Origin of the sequence: Bacillus cereus group sp. N11, assembly GCF_016483605.1 — a bacterium.
Classification (GTDB): domain Bacteria; phylum Bacillota; class Bacilli; order Bacillales; family Bacillaceae_G; genus Bacillus_A; species Bacillus_A toyonensis.
Genome location: NZ_JAEHBN010000025.1, coordinates 1 through 19,082, shown reverse-complemented (window position 1 = coordinate 19,082; position 19,082 = coordinate 1). Strand labels below are relative to the sequence as shown.

Here is a 19,082-nt window from a genome sequence, read left to right as displayed (position 1 = left end):
AAGGGGACACAAAGTTTATATAAGCGTAGCAGCGTAAATAAAAGCAGTAAGAAGAAGAGAGCCGCTAGCTAGTCCTAAAAAATCTAATTTGTTAAAAGTGATGTTATTCATAATACACTCTCCTTACTTGTTTAATGTAGAAGCAACAGATTTTGCATCGATAAGAGCGGACAATACCATGCCCATTGTATTCGTAAATTTGTTGTTCTTCATTTTGTTCATCATATTAATCCGCTCCTTTTGGAATAGTTGTTGCCCTGTTTCTGACTTAATTGTATAAGATATTGGGAAGAGTCACTATCGAATTAGCTTACAGGAAAATTACACTTTTGTAAGAAAAACGAATGAAAGTGTAATGATGAGAAGATTTGACATATGTTCATGGAATTCATTAAGTTAAAAGGAGAGGTGAGTGTATGGCTAATATTAAAGATATCGCAAAGATGGCCGGAGTTTCAGTTACGACCGTTTCGAGGGTGCTAAATGATCACCCATATGTAAGTGAAGAAAAAAGGAAAGCGGTTATTGAGATAGTTGAGAAGTTGAATTACTCACAAAACGCAAACGCTGTTCATTTATCCAAAGGGAAGACGAATATTGTTGGTGTAATTTTACCTTACATTAATCATCCGTGTTTTGATGCGATGGTAGGTGGAATGATGGAGGTGGCGTTAGCTCATAATTACAGGGTGTTACTTTGCCAAACGAATTACAATAAAAAAGAAGAAATGAAAAGTTTACATATGCTAAAAACAAAACAATTGGACGGCCTTATTATTTGCTCGCGTGCGAATGATTGGGAAACGATAGAACCGTATGCTTCTTACGGCACAATAATTGCTTGTGAAGATAATGATATTTCAAATATCTCAAGTGTATATACAAATCATTCGGCAGCCTTTCAGTTAGGAATGAATTATCTTATTGAAAAAGGTTATAAAAAAATTGGTTATTGTACGGGAAGGAAGTTAGGGCCAAGTAGTCAAAAACGTTTTGATGTTTATAAACATCAATTACAATCCATAGATGAAGAGGTTAATGAAGAGTGGATTTTTACAGAATGTTTTACATTAGAAGATGGTGTGAGAGCGGCTCATAAGTTAAAGGAGATGCAGGTCCTCCCAGAAGCGTTAATAGTAGCAGGAGATGAAGTTGCGATTGGGATTATGACAGAAGTTGAAAAGTTAGGTATTCAAGTTCCTGAGGATTTGGCGATTATTGGTTTTGATAATCAACCTATTTCACAAGTGTTACAGTTGACAACGATTGATCAAAATTTAAAGGAGATAGGCAAAAACGCTTTTGAAATGTTTTATAGGCAAGTGAGCAACGAGAGTTATAAACAAGAAAAGGTGGAGATTCCGTATGAACTTGTGGAACGCTCTACAGTTTAGTCTTAATCCGTTATGTGTATAATCGCATAATGGATTATTTTTTGAAATGTCTTTGACAGGAAACGCGTTTCATACTTTATAAAAGAGTTAAACCGGTCTGTAATAATCCATGGATTCTTTTCAAGTGTTAAAACAATGAATAGAATTTGGAGGAATATGCATGAATGAACTTTTATCGAGTATGAAAAAATATGTAGAGGATGACGAAAAGATTTTAGCTGTTGTGGTAGGGATATTTGAGAAGGATGATTTTACCGTAGCTTACCGGCATGGGATTTTCGCTGCTACTACTAGACGTCTCCTTTTTTACGGGAAATTTTCGGGCTACCCTGCAATATTTGAAGAGTATCCGTATTTGCATATAGATGACATAGATCTCTGTCCATATTTTGAATTTACTTGTAATCATGAAAGGGTTAGAGCTAGGTATATTCAGAAAGGGAATGTGGAGCGATTTGTTCGTGCAGTTAGAGAAAATATGAATAATTAATCAACCCTTTGTTTAAACATAATATCTCGATCTTTAAGAGGTAAAATGCGGAATAAAAACCACTTCTAAACCTCTAGGAGATAGTGATACAATGTCAAATGGGGGAGGGTATGAATTATGGTTAATCAACGTATAAAGGAAATAACACTAATTACAATTGGTTCATTATTATTCGCAATTGGTATTAATTACTTTGCAATTCCAAACCGTTTATCGGAAGGTGGAATTATTGGTTTAACGGTTGTTACGTACTACTTATTTGATTGGTCACCAGGGATTGTGAACTTTGCTATAAATGCAGTTTTACTAGCTATTGGTTATAAGTTTTTTGATAAAAAAACGATGGTTTATACGATTTTAGGGATTGTAGAAACATCCTTGTTTTTATATGTTACAGAACATATTGAGTATCATGTAAATAGTGATACGCTATTAGCAGCTTTATTTGCTGGTTTGTTTGTAGGTATCGGATTAGGCTGTATGTTCAAAGCTGGAGGTACATCAGGAGGATCGGCAATTTTAGCACAGTTAGCAAATCAATATTTAGGGTGGAGCGTTGGTAAAGGCGTACTTATTATTGATATCGTTGTAATTGCTGGTTCTGTATTTATAATAGGACAAGAAAAAGCGATGTACACACTTGTTGCAGTATTCATCGGTGCGAAAGTGATTGATTTCATTGTAGAAGGAATGGATACAAAAACGGCTGTTACAATCATTTCAAATCAACCAGATTTAATACGTGAGGCTATTACGAAAAACATGACACGCGGTGTCACTGTATTAGAAGGACGCGGCGGATATACTGGAAAAAATAAAGAAGTTTTATATGTTGTTATTAATAAACAAGAGCTTGTTAAGTTAAAGCAAGTTATTAGCCGAGTAGATGAAGATGCTTTCGTTGTTATTCATGATGTGCGTGATGTGCTTGGTGGGGGCTTTAAAGCGAGCTAAAAGGTGAACGAGTAAAATCGTTCACCTTTTTTTATTCTTACAAAAATGTAAGTGTAATGTAATGAGATTCAATAGTAGATTTTATTGCTTCTTTTTAAAATGGATGTATATATATCCTGCAGAGGAGGAATGTTTATTGTGAAGAAAAAAATGATCACTACTATAATAGCGATGCTAGTGATAGTAGTAATGTTACTGCCTACGAAACTTGGACCAGTTATTGATAAATATAATCCGCTTTATAAGACGAAAGAATACTATACGGTTGTGAATACAATTGGTCAGCATGTTGGTGATGAGTGGTATGAATATGAATTTATTGCATTTGACGAACGTGGAAGAGAACAAAAAATAAAGAAGACTGTTAAGCATATGTTAAAGAGAGATGAAGCATTAAAAGTGTACGCAAAAGGACGATACGGCGAGTCAATTGAAGAAATTGAAGCTGTAAATATTCCTATTAATGCGAAGAGTAAACTTTTAGCGATGAGATAGCGAAATATACCCCTGCCTATTTTTTGTCGAAAATCAAAATACTGGGTAGGGGTATTTTGAGGTTCGTAAAAAAGCCTTAGTCCATATGGGCTAAGGCTTTTTTTATTATATAAAGGGGAAGGGGGTACATTGTAGTAGCATGAGTGAAAGGTATAAGAAGAGTAGCTACTAGCAATGTAATTTGGTTATATGAGCGTTCTTCTTATTTGGCTTACTTTCTAACTGTATTGTACGAAATATAGATATGGAAAACTATCGAATTACATTACGCATAGCTTACAAACATGTAAGCCTTCTGTAATGTAATTCGATAGTTAAAAGATAGTAAATTTAATATAGTATCAGTAGAAAGTCTAATGTATTACTTTCTGTTTGTAATGTAAGGAAGAATGAAAAACCAACTACTTTTTAATAACCCTCATCTGTATGTAGATGGGGCTCTTTTTATAAACCTTACAACATTGTAAGGTTTACGTAAGTTAATTCGATAGTAAAATTGTCATATTTTTTGCATAATAGATACAAATAGATGAAAATAATTAGGGATTTAGTAAGAAGGGAGAAAAATGGGATGCGTAAAGAAGAAGTAGTGAGGTTTCCAATTAAAGATTTCTGTAGCTACTTTACTGTTGCCGTAGTATGTATTGGATTATTTGATATCATAACAAACTTAATTGTTAAATAATATAGATGATAAAACAAGAAGGGGGTTCCTTTCTTGTTTTTTTTATGGAGGAATAAAGATGAAGTGGATTGATAGCCATATACATGTTGATCAATATAAGGATGAAGAGAAAAGTAGATTACTTAAAGATTTGGAAAATAGTAAAGAGGTAAAGGGGCTTATTGCGGTATCTATGAATTATCAATCATGTAAGGAAACTTTATCTTTAGGAAAGAAATTCCCTTTCATACACCCAGCAATAGGATTTCATCCGGAGCAACCGATTCATAAAGAAGAATGTGAGCGCATATTCAAATTAATTGAAGCTCATGCTGAGGAAATCATTGCGATTGGTGAAGTGGGCTTGCCGTATTATTTAGCGAAAGAAGATGAAGGGGTTACTATAGATTCATACGTGGCGATATTGAGACGATTTATAGAACTAGCTAGTGAATATGATTTGCCCATTGTATTACACGCAGTTTATGAAGATGCCAATATTGTATGTGATTTACTTGAAGAATATAAAATTTCACGTGCACACTTCCATTGGTTTAAAGGAAATGAAGCGACAATGGGACGGATGGTGAGGAATGGTTATTATATTTCTATCACACCAGATGTTTTACATAAGGAGAAAATTAGAAAGATCGTTTCGTATTATCCACTGGAATATATGATGGTAGAAACGGATGGACCGTGGGAATTTCAAGAGAATACTATAACACACCCTTGTATGATTAAAGATGTATTAGAAGAAGTTAGTGTAATAAAAAAAATTCCAGTAGAGAAAGTTGCAGAACAAATATATAAGAATACAGTTCGCTTTTATCGATTGACTGAATCCTAAAAAACACCAAGCAGCTCGCTTAGTGTTTTTTATTAGGATTCTAATTTTTTCGCACGTCTTAATAATAATAGAAAGACAATGATAACGAACCCAAGTATAAGGAAGAATCCATATTGTTTTATATAATCAATTACGTCATTTGCACTAGTTGGTTTTTCAACGTGGATACCGTCTTTATTAGTAGTAATATGAATATCTTTCATTTTTACTTCATTCGTTTCTTTTTGTAAATCAATCCACTCTATGTTTGGAATACTCTCTAGATCTTTTAATACTTCTTTTAATGGGTTCACACCTAAGTAAGGATGATAGAATGCACCAATAACTCCATCGGATAATTTAGCAACAGATAAAGCACGCTCTTTCATTTGGGCAATAGCTCGTGGTTTATCTTCTTCAATAAATCCAACTGTTTCAGGCATTAATTTCATTCCATGTAGAAATGATGGTGTACTTCTATACGCTGGAGAGTGCATGGATTTCCAAGTTGTATCACTTAACTGCAGCTGACCTACATAAGTTGAAAAGTACTTTGATAAGATTTCATAACCTTTTTGAGACATTGTGTAATGAGGTGCTTCAAATGCGACAGGATATAGTTTAGCATCTACAAGCTCTTGGATACCTTTTTCAATATGATCTGTCGTATATTTTTCTTCAAATGCTTCACCTTTTTTTACATATTGGTTATATGCCTCTATATTTGGAAAATTATCTTTTGTTTTTGGCTTTTCATGCTTCGGTTGACGAATGGGTTGATCAGTTTTTACGTCCCAAAATTCAAACCCTTCACCAGTTTCACTGTCATAAAATTGGTGAGTATAACCATGCATAATAATTGCTGCGCCATCATCTTGCATAGAGCGTAAAAGATCGACTAGTTCGGGTTTATCTTTTAAATGTAGTGTTTTACCTGTATTTGGATCTGTATATACAGGAATAACAGTTATCATGTAAGGAATCTTTTTCTTCTTTAATAAGTCGGCAATATCCTGTAATTGATTTATATCTGCAGCTGGGTGAACATCCTCAAGGCGTAAATAGGCTAATTTTTTATTAGTTTCAGGTTTTTGTTGAAAATAAGAAAATAAGCTTTCGCCAATATAATAAGATATCCAATCAAAGAGGTTGGAAGTTGCAACGTAATACGAATTGTTTTGCTGTACAATTAATGGATAAGTATTATTGTCTCTTAAGGCATGGGCAAGCATTGTTCCATTTGTATCAAGTTGTTTAATTGATCTCTCTTCCTCTAATGTATTCTTTAGCTTACGTGTTGGATATTCAATTTTATCAGAGTTTATATCTTCGTTTTTAAGTGTGATGAACGAAAAACGATTAGATAACTGTTCTATGTTTTGACCTAAAACTAGTAGTGGTCCGGGGAAGCTTTCTAGAAATTCTTTTGCTTCAGTAGAAAGTTCTTCTTGTTTTTCACCCATGTAAATAACGTGTGTATACGAAGATTTATCAGTTACTTCAGATAACTGTTTTATATTTTTAATTGTTATATCATTAGTGAAATGTCCTACTTGTGTATTAAGTATTTGGATATCACTTGTAATTTGATCATCATTTGAACTGTATAAAATAAGGACTTTCGACTTTTCGGTTTTTTGTGCGGAAATAGGGACAGGAATTAATAGTAGTAAACTGAATAAGAGTAATAGCCATTTTTTCATATTATTATTCTCCTAGTTTATATTTAGAATTCAATTTACAATTATATACAAAAAATAAGTTATAGTCTATGAAAGTTACATTTTTGCACGTATTTACCAAATGTTTTTTCACAAAATAGGCCTAAAGCATGATGATAATATGTATAGTTATTTGCTATGATAAAAGAGTAAGAGAATGATAGAACATAGGTAATTGTAAAGGGAAGGCTGAAAGGGGACAAATTTCAGCGGAGAAAGAGGTAGAGGTAGTGAAGAAATTCTTTGTAGGATTTTTAGTCGTTCTTGGGGTGTATTTATATTTCCAAGGAAAGTCTGAAGGAATGGATAAGCTAGTGAAAGAGACAAGCTATGTTGATTCAGAAGAAGCAAAACAGATGAAACAAATTATTATAGAGGAAGCAAAGAAAGTAAATCTTCCAGAATGGATACCTCTTACAATTGCCGAACATGAAAGTCGATTGAATCCAAGAAGTATTGGAGACAACGGAACTTCATTCGGATTGTTTCAATTGCACCGTGGTGGTGGACTTGCGCCAGATCATTTAACTGATGAAGAGTTGAAAGACCCACGTACAAATGCACAAATTGCAATGCCGCATTTGGTGAAGGGATATAAGCGCGGGGTGCAAAGAGGTTTGACTGATTTTGCATTATTGAAATATGTAGCGAATACATCGGGATGGCCAGGGAATTTAGGGCCAGAGTGGACGGATAATAATATGAAGTATAACGTTGGATTAGAGAACGTATACTATCGAAATAAAGGTGTACTAAAAGAGTAGGTTTTCGATACCTACTCTATTTTTTTATGGATATTTTTGTCTTCCTGCCTTGTGAAGTACTGCGCTAGTTGTATGTTCACTTCTTCTAGTTTTGTAGAAACTTGTGGTATTTTATATCCTACATACAACGGTGAAACGACAAACCTAGGAACAACTTTACAAATAATTTTTCCGTTTAAGTGATAGAAGAATAAGTTATAACTGCTACACCCTTTATGGAAATCTGTCAGTATGTAACGTACAGTTTGCTGAATGTAATTTGCCATTTCATCTATACATGCAATATCATCAATGATTATATTGAATTCAGTAAAACCGATAATAGGACGCTCTGAAATATTGAGTTCAATACGTTCATTTTTTTGAACAATTATCCCTTGGAAATTTTCCTCTTTAATATTCTCGAGATAGTCTACATGTTTCATTCCGATAATTTGCATGTGTGCATGATGCAAACTTCCGCCTGAAAATGGACCATGATTTTTGTATAAAATTACAGATGAAAAGTCTTCGTTTTCCTGTAACTTTAACCAATGTTGAATAGAGAAATGAATTAGTTTTCGCATATGCTCTTCTGTATATGTTGCGATATGATCTTCACAATTATCCGTTTCGATTAACACGGTTTGAAATGTATCTTTTAATGTAGGGAATTTATTTTTCAACCAAATAATTGAGCCCTCAGTTTCTAAAATATCCGTTAAATTTTCTCTATCGCAAAATGGACATGCAGCGCTTCTGTTCCGAATGCTTTCAGGTTTTTGTTTACCGATATCGTTTAAAAAATATAGTTGTTGTGTATCCATTTGTATATACCCCTTTAAAATATGTGTAAAAATCCCGCTTAATACATTCGGGGAAAGGAGGAGGAAATCCTTTAAAGTGAATAGGGAAAAATAAAAGACAAGATATCCTCATTACAATAGGGTATCTTGTCTTTTATTTTTTCTTTAATAATGTGTATGGATAATATAGAGTATTTTCACTATGTTTCGTTTTTCTATTTTTTATTGTGTATAAGGCGATTGCTGTACTTGTGATTATAATAATGGCTTTCTTCATATTCATATACCCCTTTTTATTGTTGGTTTAATTCTTGGCTAACTGCCTTTGCATCGACTAAAGCGTGTAAGATCATTTTCACCATGTTCATCATATTTCTTCACTCCTTTTTATAGTTCATTTAGTTCTTTTACAACTGCTTGTCCGTTCACTAATACCTCAAAGATTGCTTTTACGATTTCTTTCATCATGATTGTTTCCTCCTTTTGTTTGTCTCTCTTGTTTACATCTTTATTGTATAGGGAGGCATCTTTTCGTACTATCGCTTTCCATTACGTGAACATAACAGTTTTGTAAGATTTGATGTCACTTATTGAAATGTTTAGTCTATCTTCATTATTTTCAGAAAAATGACTATTCAAACATAAAATAGGGAAGTATAATAAAGAAGTAAGTATTAAATTCCGTACGAAAGGGGTGAATGAGATGAAACGTTCTTTAGCTGCGCGTGCCAAATTTTTAGATTTTATCTATTTTTGTCGTGCGATTTTTCATGATGTAATTGTTAACGGGATACGTCTGCCCTTTTTTAACAATTGCATAGTAGCTATTGAACGATAGAAATCTCTTCACCCATTTTTAATAAACGTGTGAAAAGGGAGCTATTTGGCTTCCTTTTTCTATGTCGAAAATCATGGGGAATGTTTCTTTCCCATGGTTTTTTTATATTGAAAGGAGTACGGAAAATGACAATTTGTAGTGTAAATAATGTAACGAAATCTTTTGGTGGAAACATCATATTTGAAAATATATCGCTTGAAATAAAGAATGGTGAACGTGTTGGTTTAGTTGGCCGTAACGGTAGTGGGAAGACAACAATCTTTGGTCTTCTAACAGGAATGGAGAATGTGGATGCAGGAGCCGTTCATATGAAGAAAGGTACACGTATTGGTCATGTCGCACAAATTCCAAAGTTTGATGAGGGCATGACTGTATACGATGTATTGGGTTCCGCCTTTAAAGTAGAAAAGGAATTAGAAAAAGAAATGCGTGTTTTAGAAAAAAATATGACGGAGGAACGGGAAGCGTCTGCTTTGCAAAAACTGATGGAGAGGTACGGTGTAATTCAAGAAAAATTTACGTTTCTTGGTGGTTATGAAATAGAGGCAAATATTATGAAGGTAGCAAATGGTCTACAAGTGACGGAACTATTCCTCCGATCATTTCTAGAATTAAGCGGAGGAGAACAGACGAAGGTAAGCCTTGCGTATATGCTATTGCAGAAACCAGATTTACTTCTATTAGATGAACCGACAAATCATTTGGATTTATTTGCAGTCGAATGGTTAGAGCAATTTTTAAAAGAATACACCGGAACAGTTATGGTTATTTCACATGATCGCTATTTCCTTGATGAAGTTGTAACGAAAGTTTTTGATTTAGAAGATGGAGAAATTCACGTGTATCATACGAATTATTCTCGGTTTGTTGAGGAGAAGGAAGAAAGGTTGCTTCATGAGTTTCAGGCTTATCAAGAACAGCAAAAGAAAATAAAGAAAATGAAAGAAGCAATTAAGCGTCTACGTGAATGGGCAAATCAAGCGAATCCGCCGAATGAAGGACTCCATAAGAGAGCGAGAAATATGGAACGTGCGTTAGAACGTATGGAGAAGTTAAAGAGACCGATTTTAGAACGAAAACAGATGGGACTTCAGTTTGAAGGGCAAGAGAGAAGCGGGAAAGATGTTGTTGTAATGAAAGAAGTGAGTAAAGGTTTTTCTGACAAACCTTTATTTGAACAAGCGAATTTACATGTTCGTTTTCAGGAGCGTGCGGCTATCGTTGGTCGTAATGGCACAGGGAAGACTACGCTACTAAAATTACTATTAGAAGAAATAGAGCCAGATGCTGGTGAAATTCGGATGGGTAGTAGTGTCAAAATTGGTTATTTATCGCAGCATGCGTACGGAAATAGGAAGAGTAATGTATTGGAAGCTTTCAGAGAGTATGTAGCTGTAACAGAGGGAGAAGCAAGACATATATTAGCTAAGTTTTTATTTTATGGTCCAGCTGTGTTTAAGAATGTAACGCAACTGAGCGGTGGAGAAAAAATGAGGCTAAGACTGGCGCAACTTATGTATCAAGACATCAATTTTTTAATTTTAGATGAGCCGACAAACCATCTTGATATTGAATCAAGGGAAGTTTTAGAGGAAGCTCTTGAGCAATATAATGGAACGATTTTAGCTGTTTCACATGATCGTTATTTTTTAAATAAGTTATTTGAAAAGACGTATTGGATTGATGAACGCAAATTATTTGAGTTTGCAGGGAACTATGCATGGGCTCGTCAAAAGTGGGAGGAAAGGATTGAGAAGCAAGTAATAAAGCAGAAACCTCAAGGGAGAAAAAGTATTGAAACAGTCCCTGTAAAAAAGAAAGAAGCTAGGAATATTGAGGGGATTGAAACCGAGTTAATGCGTGTAGAAGAAGATATATATGCACTTGAATGTAAAATGGAACATGTAGCTGATGTTGAAATGCTTGAACAATTGTATGAAGAAAAAACGAAAAAAGAGTTGTTACGAGCGGAGTTATATAATGAGTTAGATAATATTGTGGGGTAAAGAGTAGAAAGCTAATTCCTTTCAGTTTTGCTGAAGGAATTAGCTTTCTTTTTTTATAACTATATTTTACTGTAAGAGATAAATGAAAAAGTGTGTTTCACGTGAAACAGTAACTTGGGTAAATCTTTGTTACGCATCTTGCATAGGTTGTGAAACATATGCAATGGTGAGGCAAAATATATATGTTATTAGTAGATTTTCGATAGGATTAATTACGAAAGTAAAGGCTAATTATTTCCCGAGGCATAAGTATGTATGATGGAAATCTGAGATTGAAAATAAAAAAGAAAGCAGAGTCACAGCTTTACGCGCTGAACTCTGCTTTCTTTTTGTGTGGTATCTTCTTTTGTTGAAATGATAATAGCGATCCCGAGCATAATAAAAAAAGCTAAAAAGAGGACGAATTTTGGGAAGAAAGGGAATAGTAATAGCGCCCCGACTATCATAATTGTTAATAATACGTAGTGCAGGACATATTGGAATAGGTTGTCCATGTTTTCGCCCCCTTTTTGGTAATTGATTATTAGTATTCTATGTTTCATGCTGAAGGAATAGAAGTAGTTTTTATGTTTTTTAATATAAAATGTGGATGCATAAACTAAAAAACATTAGAAACGATACATATTGAAAACGAAAAGGGACTTATAAAAAAAGCTATAGTAGGGGTTGAGTGAAGATAACTACAACGATATGTAGTTTCCTAAATTAAATAAACAATATTTTTGAAAAAAACCATAAAAATATTTATTTAGAAAGAATTGACAAAATATATTGAAAGTTATAAGCTATTAACCATAAAGTCTACCGGAAAAGTCGGAATAAGATTGTTACCCCTCAAAAACATCTATTTTTTTACGATTAAAACCGACTTTTCCGATTGGCTATAAATGTTGCTGTGGGAGGCATACATAGGGCAAGCAGTTCATAAGGTGTAATTATTAAAAAAAAGTTAGGGTGGGGACAATGAAGAAAAAGACGAAAAAATGGGCTGGTGTATTTTCGGTATTAATGAGTAGTTCGCTTGTGCTATCTGCTTGTGGGGGACAGGAAGATAAGGCTTCTACAGAACCGGTTAAACAACAAGATTTAAAAAATATAAAAATTGAAAAGATCGCTGCGACAGATAAAACGAAAGTACCAGATAAAGCGAAGAATAGAAAAGATACGCTAGTAGTTGGTATTAGTAAACCTGGCGGCGTATTTTTACCATATTTCCAACAAAATGGTTGGGATGGAAACGTGACTTCAGTGATTTTTGCATCTCTTGTATCAACGGATAAACAAGGGAAACCAATTCCGGAATTAGCGGAGAAGTGGGACGTTTCTTCTGATCAGTTAACATATACATTCCATTTACGTAAAGACTTAAAATTTAGCGATGGATCGCCATTAACAGCAGATGATGTAGCGTTCACATTGACGCTTTTACATGATAAGGCATATGAAGGTGAAATAGATATCTCTCAATATGCGGTTAAAGGTGGTAAAGAATATAAAGAAGGAAAGGCAACTTCTATTGAAGGTATTCAAGTTGTTGATCCACAAACAATTAAAATTACCACTGAAAAAGTTAATTCACAAGCTATATTTGTTTTAGGTGGTACAGTATTATCAAAAGCTTATTACGGAAAAGATTACAAACAAAATACAAGTTTAGATTACTTAAAAGAGTTATATGGAAAACCGATAGCTGCGGGTCCATATAAATTTGAAAAGTATATCCCGGGGCAAGAAGTTCGATTTGTAGCAAATGAAAATTATTATGCGGGCAAACCCAAAATTCCAAACTTCATTTATAAAATTACTTCTGGCGATACGAAGCTTCAATTATTCCAAACAGGTGAGGTTGACTACACTGGCCTAGGTACTGGTGATGAAATTCTTGAACAGGCTAAGGGTTTAGAATTTGCGAATATCCAAATCGAAACAGCAGCGTCATTTAGTTATATTTATATGAATAATAATAAGCCGTACTTAAAGGATAAAAAGGTTCGCCAAGCACTTATTTACGGATTAGATCGTAAAAAATATGTTGATACAGCATTGAAAGGATACGGTACGGTAGCTAATGTACCAATTCATCCAACTTCTTGGGCTTATACGGAAGAAGGAGTTAATAAATATGAATACGACAAAGAAAAAGCGAAAAAATTATTAGATGAAGCAGGATGGAAAGTTGGTTCGGATGGAGTTCGTGAAAAAGATGGTCAAAAATTAAAGCTTTCTTATTTCGGCCCAAGTTCGGCTAAAGATAGTGATTTATTAATTCCAATTGCGAAAGAGAATTATAAAGAAATAGGTGTAGAATTTAATCCAGAATTTATGGACTTTAATACTATGCTTTCGAAGGTAAATAAAGGTGACTATGATTTAGCTTCTGTTTCGACACCGATTACAAGTGATCCGAGTGAAACAGCTGGTGAATATTTGTCTGGTGTCAATGATAAGAGTCTTGGTTATAAAAATGCGAAAGTAGATGAGTTAATTAAAAAAGGTATTGAGACAGTTGATATTGAAAAACGTAAACCTATTTATAAAGAATTATATAAAGAGTTAAGTGATGACCCACCAGTAATTCTATTAAACTACCGTAGAACAATTACTGGTTATAACGGGAATATAAAAGGAATTGACTCTGAAAAATACAATAGTATTAGCGCAAACTTACCAGTTTTATCATTTGAAAAATAACGATAAGGATGTATAAATAGAAGACATTTTTTCATTCGGTTAGTAATGTACCGCTTTGAAAAAATGTTCTTCTATTTTAGGCATAAGATTGGAGAGAAAAAGGGTGAAAACATATATCGTTCGTAGGTTGTTACAAATGATTCCTACACTGTTCGGAACATCAATTATTATTTTCTTCCTGTTTGCGCTGCTTCCAGGAGACTATATTGATTCAAATCCAAAGATTACACCTGAAAGGGCAGCTGAACTTAGGGAATTATATGGATTAAATAAGCCAATTGTTGAGCGTTATTTTCATTGGTTAGGTAATGCATTGCAAGGGGATTTTGGTTTTTCGCTTCAATATCAGGAACCTGTAACGTCATTATTAAATAAATTTATTTGGAATTCTTTTAGTGTAGCTGTTATTGCATTGTTTTTTATTTGGCTAATTGCACTTATTATCGGCGTATTCTCAGCGACGAAGCAACATTCTTTATTCGATAAACTTGTAACAATTGGTGTCTTTGCAGCAATGTCATTTCCTTCATTCTTTATCGGTTTGTTTTTAATTAAGGTGTTCGCGGTGGACTTTAAGTTATTACCGATAGGCGGAATGATTGATGTCGGGAGTAATTCGACTGGATTAGCTTACGTAATAGAAGTTGCCAAGCATATGGTTTTACCAGTATTTATTTTGACTCTTCTTGGTGTGGGTTCATTAACTCGTTACTTTAGAACAAGCATGTTAGAGGTTGTAAGGCAAGATTACATACGAACAGCACGGGCGAAAGGTTTAAAGGAGAAGACTGTTATTTATAAGCATGCGTTAAAAAATGCAATATTACCGGCGATTACGTTATTAGCATTTGAATTACCAGGTTTATTTTCGGGAGCAATTATTATTGAACAAATTTTTAACTGGCCAGGGATTGGTAATATTCAATTAGAAGCACTAAATTTTCGTGATTATACAGTATTAATGGCTTTTACGATGTTTCTTTCTTGTTTAACAATTGTTTCAAACTTTTTCGCTGATATCGTATATGCAGTTGTTGATCCACGTATTCGGTTGAAGTAAGGGGGGATTAGATGGAAACTGTTACAGCAATTCCAGAGAAAAAAGAAAAAAAGAGAAGAAATGAATCATCACCATGGCGACAGGCTCTTAAAAAAATAAAGAGAAATAAGATGGCACTCGTGGGGTTTTATGCACTAATGTTTATGTTTTTATTTTGTTTTGTCGGTCCGCTCTTTTCGCCATATGCATCAGGGAAAATACAAGTCGCTTTAATTAACAAACCACCTAGTTTTTCACATTGGCTCGGTACAGATCAATTGGGAAGAGATATTTTAACGAGACTTATGCAAGCAGGACGCATTTCATTAACAATTGGATTAGCTTCAATGGTCTTATCGGTTATACTTGGAGCTTTATTAGGAGCTATTGCAGGTTTTTATCGCGGGATTGTCGACAATATTATTATGCGTCTTGCAGATATTTTAATGTCGATGCCGGGATTGCCGTTGCTTATTATAATGGGAGCTATTTTATCAGAATGGAAAGTACCATCTGATTATCGTCTTTATGTCATTATGATTATTTTAAGTTTAGTAGGTTGGCCAGGACTTGCACGTCTTGTAAGAGGTCAAATTTTATCACTCAGGGAGCAAGCATTTATGCAAGCTGCTGATGTGTTAGGAATAAAAGATTACCGGAAAATTATATATCATTTAATCCCTAATGTTTTACCGATCTTAATTGTTGTATCCACATTAGGTGTTGCAGGCTCTATTTTAGGGGAATCCGCACTAAGCTACTTAGGTCTCGGAGTCGTCCCGCCTACACCATCATGGGGAAATATGATTAGTGCAGCTAACTCATTAATCGATTTCCAAAAGCGTCCGTGGTTATGGATTCCGCCCGGTTTTGCAATTTTTATAACAGTTGTATCAATTAATTTACTTGGTGATGCACTTCGTGATGCGTTAGATCCAAAGATGAGACGGTAGGTGAGGGAATATGAGTAAAGCGGTAGTAGAGCTGAAAGATTTGCAAACACATTTTCAGACAGAAGAAGGAACAGTAAAGGCTGTTAATCATGTTAGCTTTGCAGTTCGAGAAGGTGAAACAGTTTGTGTTGTAGGTGAATCGGGTTGCGGAAAGAGTGTAACGGCGCTATCGATTATGGGACTTATTGCTGAATCAGGAAGTGTAGTAGGTGGAGACATTTTATATGAAGGAAAAAGTCTTTTAGGTATGAAAGAGAAAGAGCTTCGTAGTTTACGAGGAAATGATATTGCGATGATATTCCAAGAGCCGATGACATCGCTGAATCCCGTCTTCACTGTAGGAGAACAAATTGTAGAAACGTTAAGAGAGCATGAATTACTTAGTAAAAATGAGGCGTATAAAAAGGCAATCGAATTAATTCGTAAAGTTGGTATAGCTCGTGCGGATGAAATTGTCCATTCGTATCCACATGAACTAAGTGGAGGCATGTTACAACGCATTATGATTGCTGTTGCGCTTAGTTGTAATCCTAAGTTATTAATTGCAGATGAACCGACAACTGCTCTTGATGTTACGATTCAAGCTCAAATATTAGACTTACTAAGACAGATAAAAGAGGAATTTAAAACATCGATTTTATTAATTACACATGATTTAGGCGTTGTAGCAGAAATGGCTGATTACGTTGTCGTTATGTATGGCGGAAAAGTTATTGAGGAAGCTCCAGTACTAGAGATATTCCAAAATCCGAAACATCCGTATACGAAAGGTTTGTTGAAATCAAAACCGGTAATGGGAAAACGAATAGATAAACTATATTCTATTCCAGGGCAAGTTCCGAATTTAGTTGGCTTAGGTGAATTTTGCTATTTTAGTGGTCGTTGTGAGCATTGTATGGAAATATGTAAAGAAGAGGCACCAAATTTGAATGTACACGATGAGAACCATAAAGTAGCTTGCTGGTTATATGAGGAGCGTGCGGAACAATGAGTGAACCATTATTAGAAGTGAAAAACTTAAAGACGTATTTTCCAATTAAGGGCGGCATATTTAGTAGAACGATTGGACATGTAAAGGCAGTTGATGGAGTAAGTTTTACTATTAATAAGGGTGAAGTGTTCGGTCTCGTTGGAGAATCAGGAAGTGGAAAAACAACGATAGGAAAAACAATTTTACGTCTCGTCCAAAAAACGGAGGGAGAAGTAAAGTTTAAAGGGCACGATGTTCATTCCTTATCCAAGGAGGAATTGAGAAAACATCGCCCTAATATGCAGCTTGTTTTTCAAGATCCATTTAGTTCATTAAACCCAAGAATGAGAATTGGAGAAGCACTTGGTGAGCCGATGTTGGCTCACGGACTAGCGACGAAAGAAAATGTTCGTGCAAAGGTGATAGAAGTATTGGAGTTATGTGGTTTAGCTCCGTATCATATTGACCGGTATCCTCATGAGTTTTCTGGTGGGCAACGTCAGCGTATCGTTATTGCAAGAGCTATGGTATTAAATCCAGAATTCATTGTAGCTGACGAACCTGTGGCAGCACTAGATGTATCTATTCAAGCACAAATCATTAATTTATTTAGTGAGTTACAGGAGAAAAAGGGATTATCTTATTTATTCATTTCACATGATTTAAGTGTTGTGGAACATTTATGTACAAAAATAGGAATTATGTATTTAGGAACGATTGTAGAAACGGCACCGCGTGATGAGTTATTTACGAATCCACTTCATCCGTATACAAAAGCATTGTTATCAGCTGTGCCAATACCAGATCCAACAGTGAAGCGGGAGCGAATTATACTAGAGGGGGATATTCCCAGTCCAGCAAATCCACCTTCAGGTTGTCGTTTTCATACACGCTGCCCGTTTGCGACAGATGTTTGTAAACAAACGGTACCAGAGTTTCGTAATGTTGGTGAAGATCATTTTGTTGCTTGTCATCATGTATAAAAGAGAAGGACCCTTTCAGAAGTTGAAAGGGTCTTTTTTTATTTACTAGATAAAGTTTGTTTTAAAACAAATTGCTCGATTGCATGGGCAACACCATGTTCATTGTTTGTTAATGTTACAACGTCACATAATTTTTTTACATCTTCTTCAGCATTTCCCATTGCAACAGATAAACCAGCAACTTCTAACATTGGTACATCATTAAAATTATCACCAATAGCAATTGTATCTTCAATTGGTATATTAAAATGAGCTGCCATCTGCTGTAGCCCATTTCCTTTATGGCCATTCTTATCCATAATTTCTAAATTAGTAGGAGCAGATGCTGTAACCATAATAGCAGTGTCTTCTTGTAACCTACTTAATAACTGGGCGCGATGACCTGCATTGAACGTTAAAATGAAGAATTTAGATATTTCGAGTTCTTGATTGTTTACAACATCTTCGATTTTTTGGAAATCAGTAATTAGGTTTGATTTCTTTTGTTTTTCTGTAATTCTTTCGAGTTCTTCTAATGTAACATCTAGCGCATGCTTGTTTTCTTCGAATGCCTGCATCACTTGATCTTGCCATGTAGAAGGAGAGTAAACCCCTTTATTTGTATATAGCTTATATGGAAAACCTTCAGCTTCTAGTAATTTTGCAAGTTTGTATACTTTATCGTTTTGTAAACAACGCGAGTTAATTACTTTTCCATCCACGTAAACAATTGCCCCATTGCTTGCTCCAACTGGAAGAGATAATTGGTATTCTTCCAATAGTTTTAAAGCATCCTCTTTTGCGCGGCCAGAACAAATCATTACAATATGTCCAGCTTCTTGTGCAGTTTGGATTGCTTGTAAGTTCTCTTTGGAGATTTCAAGATTAGATGATAGTAGTGTACCATCCATATCTAATGCGATTAATTTCAAAATGACCACCTCTTTGTTTTTATTATACATAGTTATATAGAGGAAACATATAAACTTATCTTGGAAAGATAGTATTTTGTCCTATAGTGTACCATCCAGTGAAAACCTAGTAGATTCAACCTTACTTATTAAAGATTTACCTTGATTTGTAATAAAAGTAGAGAGGAATATAGTTATATTTAGGTTTATGACTGTAATGTTACACGAATGTTACAAACTTGAATGTAGTGGGAAATGCATTAAAACAGTATTTTTAAGGGTGTTTATAAAAAAACGTAAAAAAAATGTAATAAAATTTACGTAATCATATTGCAACGTAATAATAGTTATGTTACATTAATGTTACAAACGTTACGTTATTAAATTCAATGTAACGGTAACATAAAAACTATGAAAAAAACATTTCTTAGAAATTACATATAGAAAACTTATTCAAAGGGAGGATAAATGATATGAAAGAGCAAGTATTACAAGTAACAAAAGGTGACTTCGTAGGATCAGCAAGTGGAGCGGTAGTATTAACAGCATTAATCGTATTTCTATCAAGCGTATTAGTATAATAGAAGTTTTGTAACAAAAGATAAATGAAGGGAGA

20 protein-coding genes are annotated in these 19,082 nt (G+C 34.4%); 14 read left to right on the top strand and 6 right to left on the bottom strand.

Features of this window, described 5'->3' with window-relative positions:
• Window positions 1-15 precede the first annotated feature (15 nt).
• On the bottom strand, window positions 16-111 hold the full coding sequence (locus JDS98_RS26750; RefSeq protein WP_001060006.1) for a DUF3948 family protein: 96 nt from the start codon (window positions 109-111) through the stop codon (window positions 16-18).
• Window positions 112-416: 305 nt separating this feature from the next.
• On the opposite strand from JDS98_RS26750, the gene JDS98_RS26745 reads away from it, so the two are divergent.
• The 5 genes from JDS98_RS26745 (at window position 417) to JDS98_RS26725 (ending at window position 4,847) form a co-directional block, all read left to right on the top strand.
• Complete coding sequence (locus tag JDS98_RS26745) at window positions 417-1,394, top strand: LacI family DNA-binding transcriptional regulator (protein WP_001273894.1); 978 nt, start codon at window positions 417-419, stop codon at window positions 1,392-1,394.
• Window positions 1,395-1,554: 160 nt separating this feature from the next.
• Window positions 1,555-1,884 (top strand): PH domain-containing protein, encoded by a 330-nt coding sequence (locus JDS98_RS26740; RefSeq protein WP_001004254.1) that lies wholly within the window; start codon window positions 1,555-1,557, stop codon window positions 1,882-1,884.
• 117 nt (window positions 1,885-2,001) lie between these two features.
• Window positions 2,002-2,838: a YitT family protein gene (locus JDS98_RS26735; protein ID WP_000248049.1), complete on the top strand. Its 837-nt coding sequence runs from the start codon at window positions 2,002-2,004 to the stop codon at window positions 2,836-2,838.
• A 138-nt stretch (window positions 2,839-2,976) separates the two neighbouring features.
• On the top strand, window positions 2,977-3,333 hold the full coding sequence (locus JDS98_RS26730) for a YxeA family protein (RefSeq protein ID WP_000728436.1): 357 nt from the start codon (window positions 2,977-2,979) through the stop codon (window positions 3,331-3,333).
• Between the two features lie 743 nt (window positions 3,334-4,076).
• Entirely contained in the window at window positions 4,077-4,847 is a 771-nt protein-coding gene (locus JDS98_RS26725) for a TatD family hydrolase (protein WP_199634508.1), read from the top strand.
• A gap of 32 nt (window positions 4,848-4,879) precedes the next feature.
• Here the strand turns inward: JDS98_RS26725 and JDS98_RS26720 are convergent, their stop codons facing one another.
• The gene (locus JDS98_RS26720; protein WP_097958933.1) at window positions 4,880-6,529 is read right to left on the bottom strand and encodes a DUF2334 domain-containing protein; all 1,650 of its coding nucleotides are present in this window, start codon (window positions 6,527-6,529) and stop codon (window positions 4,880-4,882) included.
• A 248-nt stretch (window positions 6,530-6,777) separates the two neighbouring features.
• Between JDS98_RS26720 and JDS98_RS26715 the strand changes: the two genes are divergently transcribed.
• Window positions 6,778-7,311, top strand: coding sequence for a transglycosylase SLT domain-containing protein (locus JDS98_RS26715; protein ID WP_000713241.1), 534 nt, complete (start codon window positions 6,778-6,780; stop codon window positions 7,309-7,311).
• An 11-nt stretch (window positions 7,312-7,322) separates the two neighbouring features.
• Here the strand turns inward: JDS98_RS26715 and JDS98_RS26710 are convergent, their stop codons facing one another.
• Both JDS98_RS26710 and JDS98_RS26705 read right to left on the bottom strand, forming a co-directional pair.
• Window positions 7,323-8,117 carry a DUF4931 domain-containing protein gene (locus tag JDS98_RS26710; RefSeq protein WP_097958932.1) on the bottom strand — a complete coding sequence of 265 codons (795 nt, stop codon included), beginning with the start codon at window positions 8,115-8,117 and terminating at the stop codon, window positions 7,323-7,325.
• Window positions 8,118-8,250: 133 nt separating this feature from the next.
• Window positions 8,251-8,379, bottom strand: coding sequence for a hypothetical protein (locus tag JDS98_RS26705; RefSeq protein WP_002037821.1), 129 nt, complete (start codon window positions 8,377-8,379; stop codon window positions 8,251-8,253).
• A 420-nt stretch (window positions 8,380-8,799) separates the two neighbouring features.
• On the opposite strand from JDS98_RS26705, the gene JDS98_RS30510 reads away from it, so the two are divergent.
• Together JDS98_RS30510 and abc-f are read left to right on the top strand one after the other, a co-directional pair.
• Window positions 8,800-8,934 (top strand): RAxF-45 family protein, encoded by a 135-nt coding sequence (locus JDS98_RS30510; RefSeq protein WP_000830640.1) that lies wholly within the window; start codon window positions 8,800-8,802, stop codon window positions 8,932-8,934.
• 125 nt (window positions 8,935-9,059) lie between these two features.
• Window positions 9,060-10,940, top strand: coding sequence for a ribosomal protection-like ABC-F family protein (gene abc-f, locus JDS98_RS26700; RefSeq protein ID WP_097958930.1), 1,881 nt, complete (start codon window positions 9,060-9,062; stop codon window positions 10,938-10,940).
• Between the two features lie 296 nt (window positions 10,941-11,236).
• Here the strand turns inward: abc-f and JDS98_RS26695 are convergent, their stop codons facing one another.
• A complete protein-coding gene (locus JDS98_RS26695) occupies window positions 11,237-11,434 on the bottom strand; it encodes a hypothetical protein (RefSeq protein WP_000369250.1) in 198 nt (65 codons plus the stop codon).
• A gap of 469 nt (window positions 11,435-11,903) precedes the next feature.
• Here JDS98_RS26695 and JDS98_RS26690 point away from each other — a divergent pair, with 469 nt between their 5' ends.
• The 5 genes from JDS98_RS26690 (at window position 11,904) to JDS98_RS26670 (ending at window position 17,576) form a co-directional block, all read left to right on the top strand.
• Window positions 11,904-13,631, top strand: a complete 1,728-nt coding sequence (locus JDS98_RS26690; protein ID WP_000730694.1) for an ABC transporter substrate-binding protein — start codon at window positions 11,904-11,906, stop codon at window positions 13,629-13,631.
• A gap of 103 nt (window positions 13,632-13,734) precedes the next feature.
• On the top strand, window positions 13,735-14,691 hold the full coding sequence (locus JDS98_RS26685; RefSeq protein ID WP_000860741.1) for an ABC transporter permease: 957 nt from the start codon (window positions 13,735-13,737) through the stop codon (window positions 14,689-14,691).
• An 11-nt stretch (window positions 14,692-14,702) separates the two neighbouring features.
• Complete coding sequence (gene opp4C / locus JDS98_RS26680) at window positions 14,703-15,623, top strand: oligopeptide ABC transporter permease (protein ID WP_097958927.1); 921 nt, start codon at window positions 14,703-14,705, stop codon at window positions 15,621-15,623.
• Window positions 15,624-15,633: 10 nt separating this feature from the next.
• A complete protein-coding gene (locus JDS98_RS26675) occupies window positions 15,634-16,614 on the top strand; it encodes an ABC transporter ATP-binding protein (RefSeq protein WP_000030774.1) in 981 nt (326 codons plus the stop codon).
• Entirely contained in the window at window positions 16,611-17,576 is a 966-nt protein-coding gene (locus JDS98_RS26670; protein WP_097958925.1) for an ABC transporter ATP-binding protein, read from the top strand. The genes JDS98_RS26675 and JDS98_RS26670 overlap by 4 nt, the downstream gene beginning before the upstream one ends.
• A gap of 38 nt (window positions 17,577-17,614) precedes the next feature.
• Here JDS98_RS26670 and JDS98_RS26665 read toward each other — a convergent pair whose 3' ends face one another.
• A complete protein-coding gene (locus tag JDS98_RS26665) occupies window positions 17,615-18,487 on the bottom strand; it encodes a Cof-type HAD-IIB family hydrolase (RefSeq protein ID WP_098227100.1) in 873 nt (290 codons plus the stop codon).
• Between the two features lie 452 nt (window positions 18,488-18,939).
• Between JDS98_RS26665 and JDS98_RS26660 the strand changes: the two genes are divergently transcribed.
• Entirely contained in the window at window positions 18,940-19,047 is a 108-nt protein-coding gene (locus JDS98_RS26660; protein WP_000664237.1) for a DUF3948 family protein, read from the top strand.
• Window positions 19,048-19,082 lie beyond the last annotated feature (35 nt).

What these genes read in the sequence shown, in the direction of transcription:
- JDS98_RS26710 (WP_097958932.1), bottom strand. Translation starts at nt 8,117, where the DNA reads ATGGATACACAACAACTATATTTTTTAAACGATATCGGTAAACAAAAA.
- JDS98_RS26660 (WP_000664237.1), top strand. Translation starts at nt 18,940, where the DNA reads ATGAAAGAGCAAGTATTACAAGTAACAAAAGGTGACTTCGTAGGATCA.
- JDS98_RS26735 (WP_000248049.1), top strand. Translation starts at nt 2,002, where the DNA reads ATGGTTAATCAACGTATAAAGGAAATAACACTAATTACAATTGGTTCA.
- JDS98_RS26745 (WP_001273894.1), top strand. Translation starts at nt 417, where the DNA reads ATGGCTAATATTAAAGATATCGCAAAGATGGCCGGAGTTTCAGTTACG.
- JDS98_RS30510 (WP_000830640.1), top strand. Translation starts at nt 8,800, where the DNA reads ATGAAACGTTCTTTAGCTGCGCGTGCCAAATTTTTAGATTTTATCTAT.
- JDS98_RS26720 (WP_097958933.1), bottom strand. Translation starts at nt 6,529, where the DNA reads ATGAAAAAATGGCTATTACTCTTATTCAGTTTACTACTATTAATTCCT.
- JDS98_RS26675 (WP_000030774.1), top strand. Translation starts at nt 15,634, where the DNA reads ATGAGTAAAGCGGTAGTAGAGCTGAAAGATTTGCAAACACATTTTCAG.
- opp4C (WP_097958927.1), top strand. Translation starts at nt 14,703, where the DNA reads ATGGAAACTGTTACAGCAATTCCAGAGAAAAAAGAAAAAAAGAGAAGA.
- JDS98_RS26670 (WP_097958925.1), top strand. Translation starts at nt 16,611, where the DNA reads ATGAGTGAACCATTATTAGAAGTGAAAAACTTAAAGACGTATTTTCCA.
- JDS98_RS26695 (WP_000369250.1), bottom strand. Translation starts at nt 11,434, where the DNA reads ATGGACAACCTATTCCAATATGTCCTGCACTACGTATTATTAACAATT.
- JDS98_RS26750 (WP_001060006.1), bottom strand. Translation starts at nt 111, where the DNA reads ATGAATAACATCACTTTTAACAAATTAGATTTTTTAGGACTAGCTAGC.
- JDS98_RS26725 (WP_199634508.1), top strand. Translation starts at nt 4,077, where the DNA reads ATGAAGTGGATTGATAGCCATATACATGTTGATCAATATAAGGATGAA.
- abc-f (WP_097958930.1), top strand. Translation starts at nt 9,060, where the DNA reads ATGACAATTTGTAGTGTAAATAATGTAACGAAATCTTTTGGTGGAAAC.
- JDS98_RS26740 (WP_001004254.1), top strand. Translation starts at nt 1,555, where the DNA reads ATGAATGAACTTTTATCGAGTATGAAAAAATATGTAGAGGATGACGAA.
- JDS98_RS26690 (WP_000730694.1), top strand. Translation starts at nt 11,904, where the DNA reads ATGAAGAAAAAGACGAAAAAATGGGCTGGTGTATTTTCGGTATTAATG.
- JDS98_RS26705 (WP_002037821.1), bottom strand. Translation starts at nt 8,379, where the DNA reads ATGAATATGAAGAAAGCCATTATTATAATCACAAGTACAGCAATCGCC.